This is a genomic window from Oscillospiraceae bacterium MB08-C2-2 (assembly GCA_035621215.1).
In the GTDB taxonomy this organism is placed as follows: domain Bacteria; phylum Bacillota; class Clostridia; order Oscillospirales; family Ruminococcaceae; genus WRAV01.
In genome coordinates this window covers 1809483-1822997 of sequence record CP141729.1, presented here as the reverse complement: position 1 = coordinate 1822997, position 13515 = coordinate 1809483, and the positions used below count along the sequence as shown (strand labels likewise).

The 13515-nt window shown below is 52.3% G+C and carries 17 protein-coding genes and 1 tRNA gene; 10 read left to right on the top strand and 8 right to left on the bottom strand.

Annotated elements, in window-relative coordinates; translation table 11 throughout:
• Positions 1 to 9 precede the first annotated feature (9 nt).
• The 8 genes from deoC (at position 10) to U6B65_08050 (ending at position 5915) form a co-directional block, all read left to right on the top strand.
• A complete protein-coding gene (gene deoC, locus U6B65_08085; protein WRS26310.1) occupies positions 10 to 654 on the top strand; it encodes a deoxyribose-phosphate aldolase in 645 nt (214 codons plus the stop codon).
• Between the two features lie 13 nt (positions 655 to 667).
• Positions 668 to 1588, top strand: a complete 921-nt coding sequence (rbsK, locus tag U6B65_08080) for a ribokinase (protein ID WRS26309.1) — start codon at positions 668 to 670, stop codon at positions 1586 to 1588.
• 195 nt (positions 1589 to 1783) lie between these two features.
• Entirely contained in the window at positions 1784 to 2167 is a 384-nt protein-coding gene (locus U6B65_08075; protein WRS26308.1) for a GntR family transcriptional regulator, read from the top strand.
• Positions 2139 to 2519, top strand: coding sequence for a UTRA domain-containing protein (locus tag U6B65_08070; GenBank protein ID WRS26307.1), 381 nt, complete (start codon positions 2139 to 2141; stop codon positions 2517 to 2519). The genes U6B65_08075 and U6B65_08070 overlap by 29 nt, the downstream gene beginning before the upstream one ends.
• 51 nt (positions 2520 to 2570) lie before the next feature.
• Positions 2571 to 3362, top strand: a complete 792-nt coding sequence (gene eda, locus U6B65_08065) for a bifunctional 4-hydroxy-2-oxoglutarate aldolase/2-dehydro-3-deoxy-phosphogluconate aldolase (protein WRS26306.1) — start codon at positions 2571 to 2573, stop codon at positions 3360 to 3362.
• A 139-nt stretch (positions 3363 to 3501) separates the two neighbouring features.
• Positions 3502 to 3575: transfer RNA gene (locus tag U6B65_08060), tRNA-Gly, on the top strand.
• A 119-nt stretch (positions 3576 to 3694) separates the two neighbouring features.
• A complete protein-coding gene (locus tag U6B65_08055) occupies positions 3695 to 4237 on the top strand; it encodes an FUSC family protein (protein ID WRS26305.1) in 543 nt (180 codons plus the stop codon).
• Between the two features lie 229 nt (positions 4238 to 4466).
• Positions 4467 to 5915, top strand: a complete 1449-nt coding sequence (locus U6B65_08050; GenBank protein WRS26304.1) for an FAD-binding oxidoreductase — start codon at positions 4467 to 4469, stop codon at positions 5913 to 5915.
• Between the two features lie 275 nt (positions 5916 to 6190).
• Here the strand turns inward: U6B65_08050 and U6B65_08045 are convergent, their stop codons facing one another.
• From U6B65_08045 to U6B65_08035, 3 genes are read right to left on the bottom strand one after another with little or no spacing between them, the layout of a single operon-like run.
• Positions 6191 to 6523, bottom strand: a complete 333-nt coding sequence (locus U6B65_08045; protein ID WRS26303.1) for a DUF3784 domain-containing protein — start codon at positions 6521 to 6523, stop codon at positions 6191 to 6193.
• Between the two features lie 44 nt (positions 6524 to 6567).
• Complete coding sequence (locus U6B65_08040; protein ID WRS26302.1) at positions 6568 to 7053, bottom strand: N-acetyltransferase; 486 nt, start codon at positions 7051 to 7053, stop codon at positions 6568 to 6570.
• Positions 7054 to 7057: 4 nt separating this feature from the next.
• Positions 7058 to 7234, bottom strand: coding sequence for a hypothetical protein (locus U6B65_08035; GenBank protein WRS26301.1), 177 nt, complete (start codon positions 7232 to 7234; stop codon positions 7058 to 7060).
• 125 nt (positions 7235 to 7359) lie between these two features.
• On the opposite strand from U6B65_08035, the gene U6B65_08030 reads away from it, so the two are divergent.
• On the top strand, positions 7360 to 7542 hold the full coding sequence (locus tag U6B65_08030; GenBank protein WRS26300.1) for a YlcI/YnfO family protein: 183 nt from the start codon (positions 7360 to 7362) through the stop codon (positions 7540 to 7542).
• 119 nt (positions 7543 to 7661) lie between these two features.
• Positions 7662 to 8258 carry a GNAT family N-acetyltransferase gene (locus U6B65_08025; GenBank protein WRS28927.1) on the top strand — a complete coding sequence of 199 codons (597 nt, stop codon included), beginning with the start codon at positions 7662 to 7664 and terminating at the stop codon, positions 8256 to 8258.
• 94 nt (positions 8259 to 8352) lie between these two features.
• Here the strand turns inward: U6B65_08025 and U6B65_08020 are convergent, their stop codons facing one another.
• Genes U6B65_08020 through U6B65_08000 form a run of 5 tightly spaced genes read right to left on the bottom strand, consistent with a single transcriptional unit; the run spans position 8353 to position 13504 of the window.
• Positions 8353 to 9024, bottom strand: a complete 672-nt coding sequence (locus tag U6B65_08020) for a V-type ATP synthase subunit D (protein WRS26299.1) — start codon at positions 9022 to 9024, stop codon at positions 8353 to 8355.
• A gap of 18 nt (positions 9025 to 9042) precedes the next feature.
• On the bottom strand, positions 9043 to 10413 hold the full coding sequence (locus tag U6B65_08015) for a V-type ATP synthase subunit B (protein ID WRS26298.1): 1371 nt from the start codon (positions 10411 to 10413) through the stop codon (positions 9043 to 9045).
• Between the two features lie 3 nt (positions 10414 to 10416).
• Positions 10417 to 12183 carry a V-type ATP synthase subunit A gene (locus U6B65_08010; protein ID WRS26297.1) on the bottom strand — a complete coding sequence of 589 codons (1767 nt, stop codon included), beginning with the start codon at positions 12181 to 12183 and terminating at the stop codon, positions 10417 to 10419.
• Positions 12184 to 12222: 39 nt separating this feature from the next.
• Complete coding sequence (locus U6B65_08005) at positions 12223 to 12546, bottom strand: V-type ATP synthase subunit F (protein ID WRS26296.1); 324 nt, start codon at positions 12544 to 12546, stop codon at positions 12223 to 12225.
• Complete coding sequence (locus tag U6B65_08000; protein ID WRS26295.1) at positions 12539 to 13504, bottom strand: V-type ATPase subunit; 966 nt, start codon at positions 13502 to 13504, stop codon at positions 12539 to 12541. Before U6B65_08000 ends, U6B65_08005 begins: the two co-directional genes overlap by 8 nt.
• Positions 13505 to 13515 lie beyond the last annotated feature (11 nt).

Sequence of the window (13515 nt, the reverse complement as noted above, 5' to 3'; positions counted from 1 at the left end):
GGTTTTAAAATGAGCATTGCAAGCATCATTGACCACACAATACTCAAGCAAAATGCCACTGAGCAGGAGGTTCTGCGCATCTGTGAGGAGGCTCTGACCTATGGCTTTGCCTCGGTTTGCGTTAACCCCTGCTGGGTGCCGCTGGTAGCGAAACAGCTTGCGGGCAGTGCGGTTAAAACCTGCACGGTCATTGGGTTCCCTTTGGGGGCCACCACCACCCTGAGCAAGGTTAACGAAACGGTGGAAGCCATTAAGAACGGTGCCGGGGAGGTGGATATGGTCATCAATGTGGGCGCTCTGGTTCAGGGCAATCTGGATTATGTCCGCCAGGATATTGCCCGTGTGGTGGAAGCCGCCGCAGGCAGAGCCGGTGTCAAGGTGATTATTGAAACCTGCCTGCTTACCGACGAGCAGAAAGCGGCAGTTTCTCTGTTGTGTGTAGAAGCCGGGGCCGATTTTGTGAAAACCTCCACCGGGTTCAGCACCGGGGGGGCCACAGAGGCCGATATCGCCCTCATCCGCAAAACAGTGGGGGATAAGGCGAAAATCAAGGCCAGCGGCGGCATTCGCACCTTGGAGGATGCACAGGCGATGGTTGCGGCCGGAGCTGACCGCATTGGAGCCAGCGCAGGCGTTTCCTTTGTGAAAAGCTAAAGAGGAGGGCATTATGGGGCACAAAGCAGTTGTTTTTGGCAGCTACGTGGTGGATCTGATGTCCCGGGCCCCTCATCTCCCGGTGCCCGGCGAAACCGTTCGGGGTTCCCTGTTTAAAATGGGGCCGGGCGGCAAGGGCTTCAATCAGGGGGTGGCCGCTCACAGAGCGGGGGCGGATGTTACCATGATCACCAAGGTGGGTAAGGATGCCTTTGGCCAAATGGCGCTGGATACCATGCAGAACTTTGGCATGTCCACTGAGCATATACTGGTGCACCCCACCGAGCCTACCGGCACGGCCTTGATTCTGGTGGATGAGCAAACCAGCCAAAACTCCATTCTGGTGGTAGCAGGAAGCTGTGGTGATATTACCAGCGATGACATTCAAAAGCTTACCCCGGTTCTGGCAGGTTGTAATTTTTTGCTGACCCAGCTGGAAACCAATCTGGACGCCGTGGAAAAAGCAGTGGAAATCGCTTTCCAAAGCGGAGCTAAGGTGATTCTGAATACAGCGCCGGTTCAGCCGGTCAGTGCACAGCTTCTTTCCCGGGTGTATCTCATCACCCCCAACGAGGTGGAGGCGCAGATTCTCACCGGCATTGAGATTGCGGATGAAGCCAGTGCTGAAAAAGCCGCCCAGTGTTTTTTTGAGCAGGGCGTGGAAAATGTGATTATCACATTGGGGAGCCGAGGCGCCTATGTGGATACAAAGGATCGCCGTGGTATCCTGCCGGTGCCCAAGGTTAAGGTATTGGATACCACCGGGGCGGGAGATGCCTTTAATGGCGGCCTCCTTACCGCATTGACCGAGGGGAAGGATATCTGGGAAGCGGCGGAGTTTGCCAACCGGCTGGCCGCACTTTCCATCCAGCGGATGGGAACCTCGGTGGCGATGCCCACCCGGGCTGAAATCGATGCAGGCACGCTGCTTTAGAGAGCAGAAAAGGTACCAGAATATAGACTCAAAGGCAAAGTCAGGCGGAAAGCTCCGCAGGTCTTTGCCTTTTTTCATCCGCTTCTAAGAGGCGAAATATTAAACAGGATAAAATTCCATGAACCTGTTTACTTTTTGTCAAAGGAGTGATAAAATATAAAATGTAAGGACATATTTGATGAGAGGAGGGTTTCTTTGCAACTAAAGGATCGGCATATTGACAAAGCCTCCACAGTGCCGCTGTATTTTCAGCTCAAGCAGATTTTGCTGGAATATTTGGAGCAGGGGCACCCTGATCCCAGCCTGCCCATTCCCACCGAGCAATCTCTCAGTGAAGATTTCGGTATCAGCCGGCCCACTGTGCGTCAGGCAATCAACGAACTGGTGGTGGAAGGCCGACTCTATCGAATCAAGGGGAAGGGTACCTTTGTTTGCACCCCCAGCATTGAGCTGAACATGCTTATGCGGGTGGATAGCTACGAAAACAGCCTGCGCCGCAAAGGGATGATCCCCAAAACCGATGTGCTTAAGTTTGTGGCCAAGCAGGCGGATGCCCGCATTGCCGCCGGTGGTGGGTGACCCAATCTATGAGCTTTGGCGGCTCCGTTATGCGGATGGACAGCCTATGGTGTTTGTTATCACCTATCTGCCCCGGGTGCTTTTCCCGGATTTTGAGCAGGAGGATTTCAAGGATAGCTCACTTTACTATTTGCTTGAAACCCGCTATGACAAAAAGGTGGATTGGATGTCCCGAACCTTGGAGGCCACGCTGGCCGGTGATTACGAGGCCGGGCTGTTGGGCATTCACAAGGGCGATCCCATCCAGTTTTTTGAAAGTGTGGGGTATCTCAAGGATAACACCCCCATTGAGTATTCCCATGCCCGGTATAGAGGCAAGGGAAGTCGTTTTCACTTTAAGCTTTCCCGGTAGCTTCTACCGGCCGAACATACACTAAAACGATACGATGCAAGGAGAAAAACTATGAGCAACACGATGAAGCGGATAGCAGATACCGGCTTGGTGCCGGTTGTAGTCATCGACGATGCCTCAAAAGCAGTGGCCACCGGCCGTGCTATGGCTGAAGGCGGTGTGGATATTATGGAAATCACCCTGCGCACCGAAGCAGGCATGGAATCCATCGCCAATGTCATTAAAGAATGCCCCGATATTCTGGTGGGCGGCGGCACTGTGCTGACTCTGGATAAGTGCAAAGAAGCCATCAAGCTGGGCGCCAAGTTTATTGTATCCCCTGGCTATAACCCTGAAATTGTTCATTACTGCCTTGATAACGGCATCAGTGTATGCCCCGGCTGTGTAACCCCCACCGAAATTGACACCGCCATCCGGGCCGGAATTTCGGTTATCAAGTTCTTCCCTGCTAATGTATATGGCGGCATCAAGGCCATTAAATCCTTGGCTGGCCCTTTTGGCGGCGTGCAGTTCATCCCCACCGGCGGCGTGGCGCTGAACAATCTTGTGGATTTTATCGATCCTTCTGTGTATGCAGTCGGCGGCGGCTGGCTCTGTGACCGTAGCGCCATCAACAAGGGCGATTTTGCTTCCATCACCGAAATTTGCAAAAAGTCCATTGATGTTCTGCTGGGCCTCAAGAGCGGGGACACTGCCATCACTTTGGATGAGCTGATGGCCAAGGGTGGCACTGTCACCACCATCAACAAGAACCGCACCGTTTCCCAGCTTTCCCGCCGTGGCTTTGTTCAGAATCCCGATGGTACCCTCAGCCGTGAAGGCATTGTGGTAACCCTTGCCTAAACAAGGCTCTGTTTAAAAGGATATGTGAATACCCCCGGAGAAGGTTTTCTCTGGGGGTGTTTTTTTGCGGCAGAAAGTGCAGAATATGCGGACAAGGCCTTGACTTTTCGGGATTTTGGACTATAATTAGAAAGTATTCGCGGGTGTGATTCAATGGTAGAATTTCAGCTTCCCAAGCTGACTGCGTGGGTTCGATTCCCATCACCCGCTCCACAAGACATAGTATCCACTAAGGTGGTGCTATGTCTTTCTTTTGTGCAAGAACCGGATATACAATAAAAGGAAAACCAGTTCAGTGCCCATTAAATCACAATCGGTAGAGGGATTTCAATATGAACAATCATAAGCCCATCCATGCCATCATACCCGGCTTTGGGCAAAGAAGCATTAAAACTGCTCTGGCAACCGCAATTCTCGCTCTGCTGTATCTTCCCCTGAAAAGGAACCCCACTTTTGCTTGTATTGGCGTGATATTCGGTTTGGGTGCCGATATGGAGGATTCAAAAAAGAACGGCGGCAACCGGCTTATTGGAACCATCATCGGCGGGCTTTTGGGTATGGCAATCTTTTGGTTGGAACATTCCTTTTTTCCAAGGGGGCATTATTACCTAAGAGTTCTGCTGATCTTTTTTGGTGTTATCCTTTTGGTCTGTCTTTCTGTTGTATTCAAATGGCCCGGTGCTGTTCAGCCTGGTGGGGTGGTGCTTTGCATTATTTTGTTCAACACTCCTGCGCATCACATTTCCTATGCCTTCAGCAGAATGCTGGATACCGGCATTGGTGTTGTTTTTGCCATCGTGGTAAACGCTCTCTTCACACGGGAGCGGGTGGATAAGTGGCTGAAGCGAGATGTTGCAGCCAATCCCAGTGAATAAGACCCGGTTTCTATTTTTTTATCCCATGCTCAAAACAGCCTCTTCCCGGCAGCGGCTTTGGCCTGCTCCGGGATTTTTTATGCTCTTTTTCATAGCGGCTCATTATCTTCCTGCTCAAAGGGGCAAGCAGCCGCACCTTCGGGTTGATGCTCTCATATATTGGAATAGTCCACCTACCCAAAAGATAAAACTTTACACCTCAACCCTTTTTAAAAGGAGGTGCTTTATATTGGATTGCTGTAATTGTGACTTGACCGGCCGTGTTGTAATCCCGGCCGATCCCTTATACAACGAGGCGAGGCGAGACTTCAACCGGGCCATCCAGCAATACCCCCTTATTATTGTGTATTGCCGGAACAAATGTGATGTTTCCAACGCTGTCACATGGGCCAGAACCTATAATGTGCCGCTGCGCATCCGAAACGGCGGCCATAACTACGAAGGCTATTCCAACGGCAACTGCACGTTGGTGATCGATATCAGCGAAATGACCCGCATTACGCTGGATGAAAGCCGCAGCCTGCTGTCTGTGCAGGGGGGCGCAACCAACGGCCTTATTTATGATTTTGTATCCTCTAAGGGGTATCCCTTCCCCGGGGGAACCTGCCCCACGGTAGGCATCAGCGGATACGCCACAGGCGGCGGCTGGGGGCTTTCCTGCCGTATGCTGGGCCTGGGGTGCGACAGCCTCGAGGAAATCGAACTGGTCAACTACGAGGGCGATATCCTCAAGGCCAGCCGCAGCTGCAACAGTGATCTGTTTTGGGCCTGCCGGGGAGCCGGTGGCGGAAACTTCGGCGTTGTAGTCTCCATGACCTTCCGGCTTCCACCCAAAACCGATTTTGTTACCCTCATTGAAATTGACTACCTCCACGTGACCTCTTTGGAGCAGGAGGCGTTTCTTGCAACATGGCAAAGCTGGCTGGCGCAGGCTGACCCTCGGGTGACCTTGGTTGCCCGGATTTACCATTCCGAAACGGATGGCCTAGCCATGCTGGTGCGTGGCATTTTCTATGGCAGTGAGCAGGAGGCACAGGCGATTATGCAGCCTTTTCTGGCGCTTCCCGGTGCTCGCCCAAGCTTTTTGTATACAACCTTTCTGGAAGCGGTGACCATTCTGGGCAGCAGCTATCCGCCCTATGAGAAGTTTCAGGCAGTGAGCCGCTATGCATTGCGGGAGTGGAATCCCTCTGAAATTGCGGAGCTGGCTGGGCTGATTCAGGAACCTGCCCAAGGCTCTGTGTTTGCCGGGCTTTCCCTGTATGCTCTGGGCGGCAGGGTGGAGGCGGTTCCACAGGATGAAACGGCTTTTTATTACCGGAATGCCCACTTCATTGTCTGGCTCGAAACTATCTGGGAGGACCCTGCCTTCCGCAGAGAGAATGAGAAATGGATCAACAATCGATTCCCGGCGTTAGCCAGTGTTACAGCCGGTTCTTATGTCAATTTCCCCTATAGCTGTCTGCCAAATTATCTGGAAGAATATTATGGTACACATGTCGGCCGGCTCATGCAAATCAAACAGCGCTATGACCCTTATAACATTTTCACCTTCCCCCAGGGAATCTGGGCCGCAACGCCCTCGCTGGAAAGCCCGAAAGGAACCGCCGAATACCCGGTGGAGGCTCCTTTGGTGCAGCAGGGTTCTGCGCTGTATCGTGGCTTCCGGTATGTATGATACCATTTAAGCGTGAAATTGACCCAGCCTTTTGGCTGGGTCAATTCAGACTGTAGACATAAATGCCTTTAACTTGAGGGCTTTATGATTTTAATTCGTAATTTTTCCGAAGTCGAATTGATTTCGACGCAGGAATCCCACTTTTTGCGCCGGAGCGGCGCAATCCGGGGGAATATGGGGGCATTGGATGCCCCCATAAAGGGTGTAGACTTTTGTCTACACCCTCAGGGCCTCACTGTTGGTTAGAACGGTGAGGCCCTATGCTATGTTTGACTTTATAACCTGTATTTACCAAAGGCTTTTTCTGGATCGGAATGAACCTCTTTAAAAAACAGTACCAGCCAGATAGCAAACGAGGCAATGGCGAAATAGGGTGAAAGAAAATAACATAAAATTGCGCCAACTGCAAATATAGTGACCCAAATAATCAATGAGTTTCGCATATCCTTGCTCATTTTTGCCTGATCATAGTTTAAACGCTGTTCCTTTGGCAGTGTATTGAACCCGCTGATTAACACTGCGCCTTTTTCTTTAAGCAAGGCAAAAATAACAGCGAGAAGCAGGAATATTCCTGCCATAAATAAACAGGCTGCTGCACCCACATTCATAATACTCACCTTTAATATAAATTCTTGTCCTTGAGCTAACACTTTCAGTCTAAGTATTCATAGGCGATTCTGGGGGTGTTATCCACCATCCAAACGATACCCCGCCGCTCAAAGCCGCTTTGCTCCAAAAGACGCTGCATAATTTTGTTATCCTCGTGGGTATCCGCTCGCATATGAGGAAAAAGCTGCTTGCAAAAATCAAGGCAGAGACCGCCCAGCCCCTTGATCGCTCCATCCCCGGCGATTCGGTGCAGGGTGCCATAGGGGGTGTCACTCTTCCAACTGCCGTCTTCAATCACCGCATAGGTAGGCTCTTCGCTGGAGAGGAGCACAAAGACCCCGTGAACCTCGCCGTCTTGCAGGCAGACATAGCAATGCCCAATCTCGATATCCTTTTCCAGCAGGTCACGGGTGGGGTAGTGCTCGTTCCATTGGGTGGGGTTGCCGTTTTTCACCATATGGCTCTTGGCGCTGGCATAAATCTCCATGATCCGATCCAGATGCTGGGGCTGGGCTTTGACGATCTCCATGTTATCATTCCTCTTCTGGTTTAGTCTGTATCAGCTGCACAACCGGCTGAGCAGAGATACCTTTCTCTGCGGCTATCCACCCGGCTCTGAAAGCAATTCTGGTCATGGCAAACAGTGTGCCTGCGGCCCGGTCGTATTCCTGCCCATCAATAAATTCCTCGAAAGATTTTTCAAAATCCATTCGGTATCACCTCAATAGAAGTATACCATTATATTCCTCAAGTTTTGCATTGCATTTGCCGTGCATACTTTATCTCGAAAGTGTATTACAATCAATCTTATGAATTGGAATGCAGAGATGATTGTGTGGGTAAATTTAAAATTCCCCGTATCCCGGCAACAACCAACAAACCCATACGCTTTCCCAACGATGTAATTGAGCAGGTGGAGGCCGCAATCGCAGGGAAGCAATGCACCTTTTCCGCCTTTGTTATTGAGGCGGTTCGCATTGCGCTGCAAGATATTGCGGCCGATGACACACAGGATTAGGTAAAAAGGTCGATTTTCTGCTGCCTTGACATGGTTGATAGTAAGACTATTTTATGTTATTGTAACATATAACGGCAATTTTATATATCCCTAAAATAAAGAGGAAAAAGCAAGTGGAAATGAATGAATTACGGCTCCGGGTGGCATCCCCGGACGATGCAAAAGAGCTTCTGGAAATCTATACACCCTATGTTAAAAACACGGCCATTACCTTTGAATATGAGGTGCCGAGTGTAGGGGTGTTTGAGGCGAGAATACAGAATACTTTAAAGAAATACCCCTATCTTGTGGCGGAAAAAGACGGCGAAATTCTCGGCTATGCCTATACAGGTGCCTTTGTGGGAAGGGCAGCCTATGCATGGGGGGCAGAGCTGACCATTTATCTCAAACAAAACAAAAAGAAAATGGGGCTTGGCAAAAAGCTTTACCATGCTTTGGAGAGGGTTTCTGTAGCGCAGAATATCCTGAACTTAAATGCCTGCATCGGCTACCCAGAGGTGGAGGATGAATACTTAAACCAGAACAGCGCACAGTTTCATGAGCATTTGGGGTATGCGCTGGTCGGGCGTTTTCACAAATGCGGCTACAAATTCGGAAGATGGTACGACATGATCTGGATGGAAAAGCTGTTGGGCGAACACAGCGCCGATCCCGCCCCTGTGATTTCGTTCCCCGATTTGAGCCCGGAAGTTCTGCATGCTCTTGGAATTGAATAAATCTCTGCCTTGGCGAGGGAATAAAAAGAGGGTGTCATCGTTCTGATAAAACGATGGCACCCTCAATTCATGTTTGGAAAAGGAGGCCTTACCCTTAAAGGGCCGCATCCTGCCTTTCTTTGTAGCGGTGAGCCTGTTCCAGCATCATATCCTTGACCTTCATAAGGCGGATTTGAGTGCTGCGCTCGTTTTCATCCAGCTTCATCACGATATACTTGATTTTGGTGCGGATATCGGGAATCAGCACATGCTCCAGCGCATTCACCCGGCGCCGGGTCTTTTCAATCTCCGAGGCCATCAGCTGGCATGCTTTTTCCCGCTCGGCCAAGCGCAGCATATCGGGCAGAATATCCGCCAGCGATTTCACGGCACTATCCAGATCGCCGGAGGTGAAAGCAAAGCCATAGCAGTAGATGTCGTTGGGGTCGGAGGTGCGGGTGCTATACTCAAACACCGGGATATCCACGCTCATAACATTTTTGGTGGATGCCTCCAGATAGACCTCCTGCCGGGGGGCCATCAGGGCCACATTCATAGCGGCCTCCTCCATCCCGGCTTTCGCCAGAACAAAGTTCTTGTTGGAGGCGATAATCCCGGCCTCTACCTTTTCACGAAGCGATTTGTTTTCCCGCACCATATCCAGAAACTGGCGCATCAGCTCATCCCGCTTATCCTTTAACAGCTTGTGGCCTCGCACAGCTGTGGTAAGCTTCTTTTTCAGCCGGGTAAGCTCCATGCGGGTCGGATTCACGTGTGTTCCTGCCAACCTTCAGCGCCCCTTTCTTTATTTGCCGTAGTATTCATCAAGGAATTCATCCTTAATGCGCTTGAGCTCTGATCTGGGCAGGATGGAAAGCAGCTTCCAGCCGATATCCAAGGTTTCTTCGATGCTGCGGCTTGTCTCATAGCCTTGGGATACATATTCCTGCTCAAAGCGGTCTGCAAACAGGGCATAGAGCTTATCGATCTGGGTCAGGGCAGCCTCACCCAGAACCACCATCAGCTCCTTGGCCTCCTTGCCGCGGGCATAGGCGGCGAAAAGCTGGTTCATGGTGTTGGCGTGATCAGCCCGTGTTTTGCCTGCGCCGATTCCCTTATCCTTCAAGCGGGAAAGGGAGGGAAGCACATCAATGGGCGGTGCGATTCCCTGCCGGTAAAGCTCACGGCTGAGAATGATCTGCCCTTCTGTGATATAGCCGGTCAGGTCGGGGATCGGATGGGTTTTGTCATCCTCGGGCATGGAAAGTATGGGGATCATGGTAATACTGCCATTTTTGCCCTTCTGCCTGCCCGCTCTCTCATAGAGGGAGGCAAGGTCGGTATACATATAGCCGGGGTAGCCTCTGCGCCCGGGAACCTCCTTGCGGGCGGCGGAAACCTCCCGGAGAGAGTCGGCGTAGTTGGTGATATCGGTGAGGATAACCAGAACATGCATGCCCTTTTCAAAAGCCAGATATTCCGCCGCTGTCAGCGCCATGCGGGGGGTGGCGATACGCTCAACAGCCGGGTCGCTGGCCAGATTGATGAACATGACTGAACGGTCAATAGCGCCGGTTTCCTTAAAGCTTTCGGTGAAAAAGTTTGCCTCCTCAAAGGTGATGCCCATAGCGGCGAACACAACGGCGAAAGGCTCGCTGGTGCCACGCACCTTGGCCTGACGGGCAATCTGCGCCGCCAGATCGGCATGGGGCAGACCGCTGGCCGAAAAGATCGGCAGCTTTTGCCCTCTGACCAGCGTGTTCAGGCCGTCAATGGCGGAAACACCGGTCTGGATAAACTCCTGCGGGTAGTTCCGGGCGGCGGGGTTCATGGGCAGGCCGTTGACATCCATGCGCTTATCGGGCAGAATCTCGGGGCCTTTGTCAATGGGGCGGCCCAGACCGTCGAACACACGGCTGAGCATATCCTCCGATACACCCAGCTCCATGCTGCGGCCCAAAAAGCGTACCTTGCTCATAGCAAGGTTGATGCCGGTGGAGGTTTCAAACAGCTGCACCAAGGCATTTCCACCGTCAATTTCCAGCACCTTGCAGCGGCGGGTTTCGCCGCTGGCCAGCTCGATTTCACCCAGCTCGTCAAAGGCGACATCCTCAACCCCACGAACCAGCATCAGAGGACCGGCAACCTCCTGAATCGTTTTGTATTCCTTCGGCATGGTTTAGTCCTCCTTTCCAATCAGGTCGGCAACCTGATTGTGCAGATGATGCAGGATCGAATTGTATTCGGCATCCAAACTTGCATCCGGTGTATATTTATAGCGGCCAATGCGCTCACGCACGGGAATTTGCACAAGCTCCTCAATATCGGCGCCCTTTTGCAGTCCATCCAGCGCTGTATCGTAGTAATCCAGCATCAGGGTCATCATCTTGAACTGCTTTTTGAGGGAGGTATAGGTATCCACCTCATGGAAAGCATCCTGATGCAAAAAGTCCTCACGGATGGAACGTGCGGCCTCCAGCTTGAGGCGGTCAGGAGCCGAAAGGGCATCCATACCAACCAGCTGCACAATTTCCTGTAAGCCTGCTTCATCGCTCAAAAGGCTCATGATTCGGCCCCGGTGCTCCATCCACGAACCGCCAGCTTCTTTATCAAACCACTTGGACATACTCTTTATGTAGAGGGAGTAGCTGGTGAGCCAGTTGACAGCCGGGAAATGCCGCCTGTAGGCAAGGCTGGCATCCAGCCCCCAGAACACCTTGACAATGCGCAGGGTAGCCTGCGAAACAGGCTCCGAAATATCACCGCCGGGAGGGGACACAGCGCCGATTACCGACAAAGCGCCTTCACGGCGGTCGCTTCCGTTGGAGATAACCCGGCCGGCCCGCTCATAAAACTGAGCCAAACGGCTGCCCAGATAGGCGGGATAGCCTTCTTCACCGGGCATTTCCTCCAAGCGGCCGGACATTTCCCGAAGCGCTTCTGCCCAGCGGGAGGTTGAATCCGCCATGAGAGCCACAGAATAACCCATATCACGGAAATATTCCGCAATGGTGATTCCCACATAAATGGAGGCCTCACGGGCGGCCACCGGCATATCGGAGGTGTTGGCGATCAGAACAGTCCGCTCCATGAGGGAGTAGCCGGTTTTGGGGTCTTTCAGCTCAGGGAACTCGTTGAGAACGTCGGTCATTTCGTTGCCACGCTCACCGCAGCCGATGTAAACCACAATATCCGCTTCGGCCCATTTGGCAAGCTGATGCTGCACAACGGTTTTGCCGCTTCCGAAGGGGCCGGGAACAGCCGCAACACCGCCCTTGGCAATGGGGAAGAGGGCATCGATGACCCGCTGGCCTGTAATAAGCGGCATTTCGGGGGAGAGTTTTTCCTGATAGGGGCGGCCCACACGGACAGGCCATTTTTGCATCAGGGTAATGTCTACCCGGGAACCATCGGACTTTTCCACTGTAGCGACAACATCGCTCAGGGTATAATCGCCCTCACGGATAGCGGCCAATGTGCCGGAAACGCCGTTGGGGATCATGATCTTTTGCTCAACGATAGGGGTTTCTTTCACGATACCGATAATATCGCCGCCAATAACGGCTGCGCCCGCCACAGCGGTGGGGGTAAAATGCCAGACCTTTTCCCGGCTGAGGGAGGGGAGCTCCACACCACGGGTGAGGTTGTTGCCCTCTTGCTTCATAATTTCAACCAAGGGGCGCTGGATTCCGTCAAAAATGCTGCCGATCAAGCCGGGGCCCAGCTCAACTGTAAGAGGGGCGCCGGTGGATTCCACAGGTTCGCCCGGCCGAAGGCCGGAGGTTTCCTCATAAACCTGAACGGAAGCCTGATCACCATGTATTTCAATAATTTCGCCGATCAAACGCTGATCACTGACACGCACAACGTCAAACATATTGGCGTCACGCATTCCCTCTGCGATCACCAAAGGGCCGGCTACTTTTTTTATCAAGCCCTTGCTCATTTTCACTTTCACCTGCTTTTTGTTTAATTGGATGCCGCATTAACCTTCGCTGCCAAAGATAATATCCGAGCCCACAGCCTGCTCCACCATTTTTTTCACCCGCCGGATTCCCGCACCTGTATTGCCGGAGACCCCCGGGATGGGAATAACGGCAGGCAGCAGAGCACCTGAATGCTTCTCGATTTCTTCCGAGAGCAGCAGGTGTGTGGCCTCGGTTATATAAACCACCGCATAAGTGCCCTGTGTCAGGGCTTTAAAGGCTTCGGCGGCTTCTTCCTTGCCGCTGACCGGGAAGATCTCCAGCCCCAGTGCGGCAAAGCCATAGATACTATCCCGGTCGCCCAATACCGCTATCTTATACATACAGTTCCGTCAGCCTTTCCCGGACAGATTCTTCGGGCAGGTCGTTCCGTTTGCCTGAAAGGATGATTCTGACCGCCTTTATTTCATATTCCCGGGCCAAAATATAAGCAGCCAGCGGGGAAATGGTAAAAGGATTGTATTTCTGAGGGCGGATATGCTGGATGATCCGATTGGAGCACCAGCGCTCAAACTCGGAGAGGGACTTTTTCAGAGGCTCCACGCCGTCGGCATAAGCAGTTCCCTTCAGATAGGCATAAACCGCCTCTTCGCTTTCCAGAGCCGCCTGTATCAGCACCGAGATATCCAGTGTTTCGCAGGGCACCAGAGCACGGCTGAGGAAATCCCGGCTCTTGCCGGTGCGGCAGCCCCGGATAGCAATGCTGATATCCGCCGCGGCAACCTTGAGCAGGGAATAGCCTGCAAACAGCTCGTTGCCGGAACGCTTTCCGGCGGCTAAAATGGCTTCCATAGCCGCATGGTCGATCACAACGTCACAAAGCTGGCTATCCCGGGTCTTCAGCTGAATTTCGTAAGCCTCTTCGGCACACTGCCGCATTTCCTCCGGCAGCTTTGTGAAATCCTTTTCCTGAACTGCTTCGAAAATCAGAGAGGGTTCCAGCAGCCCCTTATCCATAAAAATACCGGGGACCTTTTGACCTGTGCAGACCTGCTTGATGGCCGCCTTTAGGTTGTGGTAGTCGTTTTCATACAGAAAAACACCAAACACCGAGGTGTCTTCAACCAATTCACGCATCAAGGCCCACATTTTGCCTCGTTCGGCACTCAAAAGCTCTTCTGGTGAACCGGAAGGATCACCCCACCCCTTATCTGCCAAAAAGCGAAGGCAATCTTCATAGCTTTTGCATGCCATCAGCTGATCGAGAATCTGCTTGCCGAACAGTGCCAGCTCACGGGAACGAATGCGGGCGACGGCATAGGTATATTGCTGGTCGGCCATAACGCATCATC

Excerpts from the sequence above, each read along its gene's own strand:
- U6B65_08055 (WRS26305.1), top strand. The coding sequence starts at position 3,695 with ATGAACAATCATAAGCCCATCCATGCCATCATACCCGGCTTTGGGCAA.
- U6B65_08005 (WRS26296.1), bottom strand. The coding sequence starts at position 12,546 with ATGTATAAGATAGCGGTATTGGGCGACCGGGATAGTATCTATGGCTTT.
- U6B65_08015 (WRS26298.1), bottom strand. The coding sequence starts at position 10,413 with ATGCCGAAGGAATACAAAACGATTCAGGAGGTTGCCGGTCCTCTGATG.
- U6B65_08000 (WRS26295.1), bottom strand. The coding sequence starts at position 13,504 with ATGGCCGACCAGCAATATACCTATGCCGTCGCCCGCATTCGTTCCCGT.
- U6B65_08010 (WRS26297.1), bottom strand. The coding sequence starts at position 12,183 with ATGAGCAAGGGCTTGATAAAAAAAGTAGCCGGCCCTTTGGTGATCGCA.
- U6B65_08035 (WRS26301.1), bottom strand. The coding sequence starts at position 7,234 with ATGGATTTTGAAAAATCTTTCGAGGAATTTATTGATGGGCAGGAATAC.
- U6B65_08025 (WRS28927.1), top strand. The coding sequence starts at position 7,662 with ATGAATGAATTACGGCTCCGGGTGGCATCCCCGGACGATGCAAAAGAG.
- U6B65_08040 (WRS26302.1), bottom strand. The coding sequence starts at position 7,053 with ATGGAGATCGTCAAAGCCCAGCCCCAGCATCTGGATCGGATCATGGAG.
- U6B65_08045 (WRS26303.1), bottom strand. The coding sequence starts at position 6,523 with ATGAATGTGGGTGCAGCAGCCTGTTTATTTATGGCAGGAATATTCCTG.
- U6B65_08070 (WRS26307.1), top strand. The coding sequence starts at position 2,139 with ATGCCCGCATTGCCGCCGGTGGTGGGTGACCCAATCTATGAGCTTTGG.
- deoC (WRS26310.1), top strand. The coding sequence starts at position 10 with ATGAGCATTGCAAGCATCATTGACCACACAATACTCAAGCAAAATGCC.
- rbsK (WRS26309.1), top strand. The coding sequence starts at position 668 with ATGGGGCACAAAGCAGTTGTTTTTGGCAGCTACGTGGTGGATCTGATG.
- eda (WRS26306.1), top strand. The coding sequence starts at position 2,571 with ATGAGCAACACGATGAAGCGGATAGCAGATACCGGCTTGGTGCCGGTT.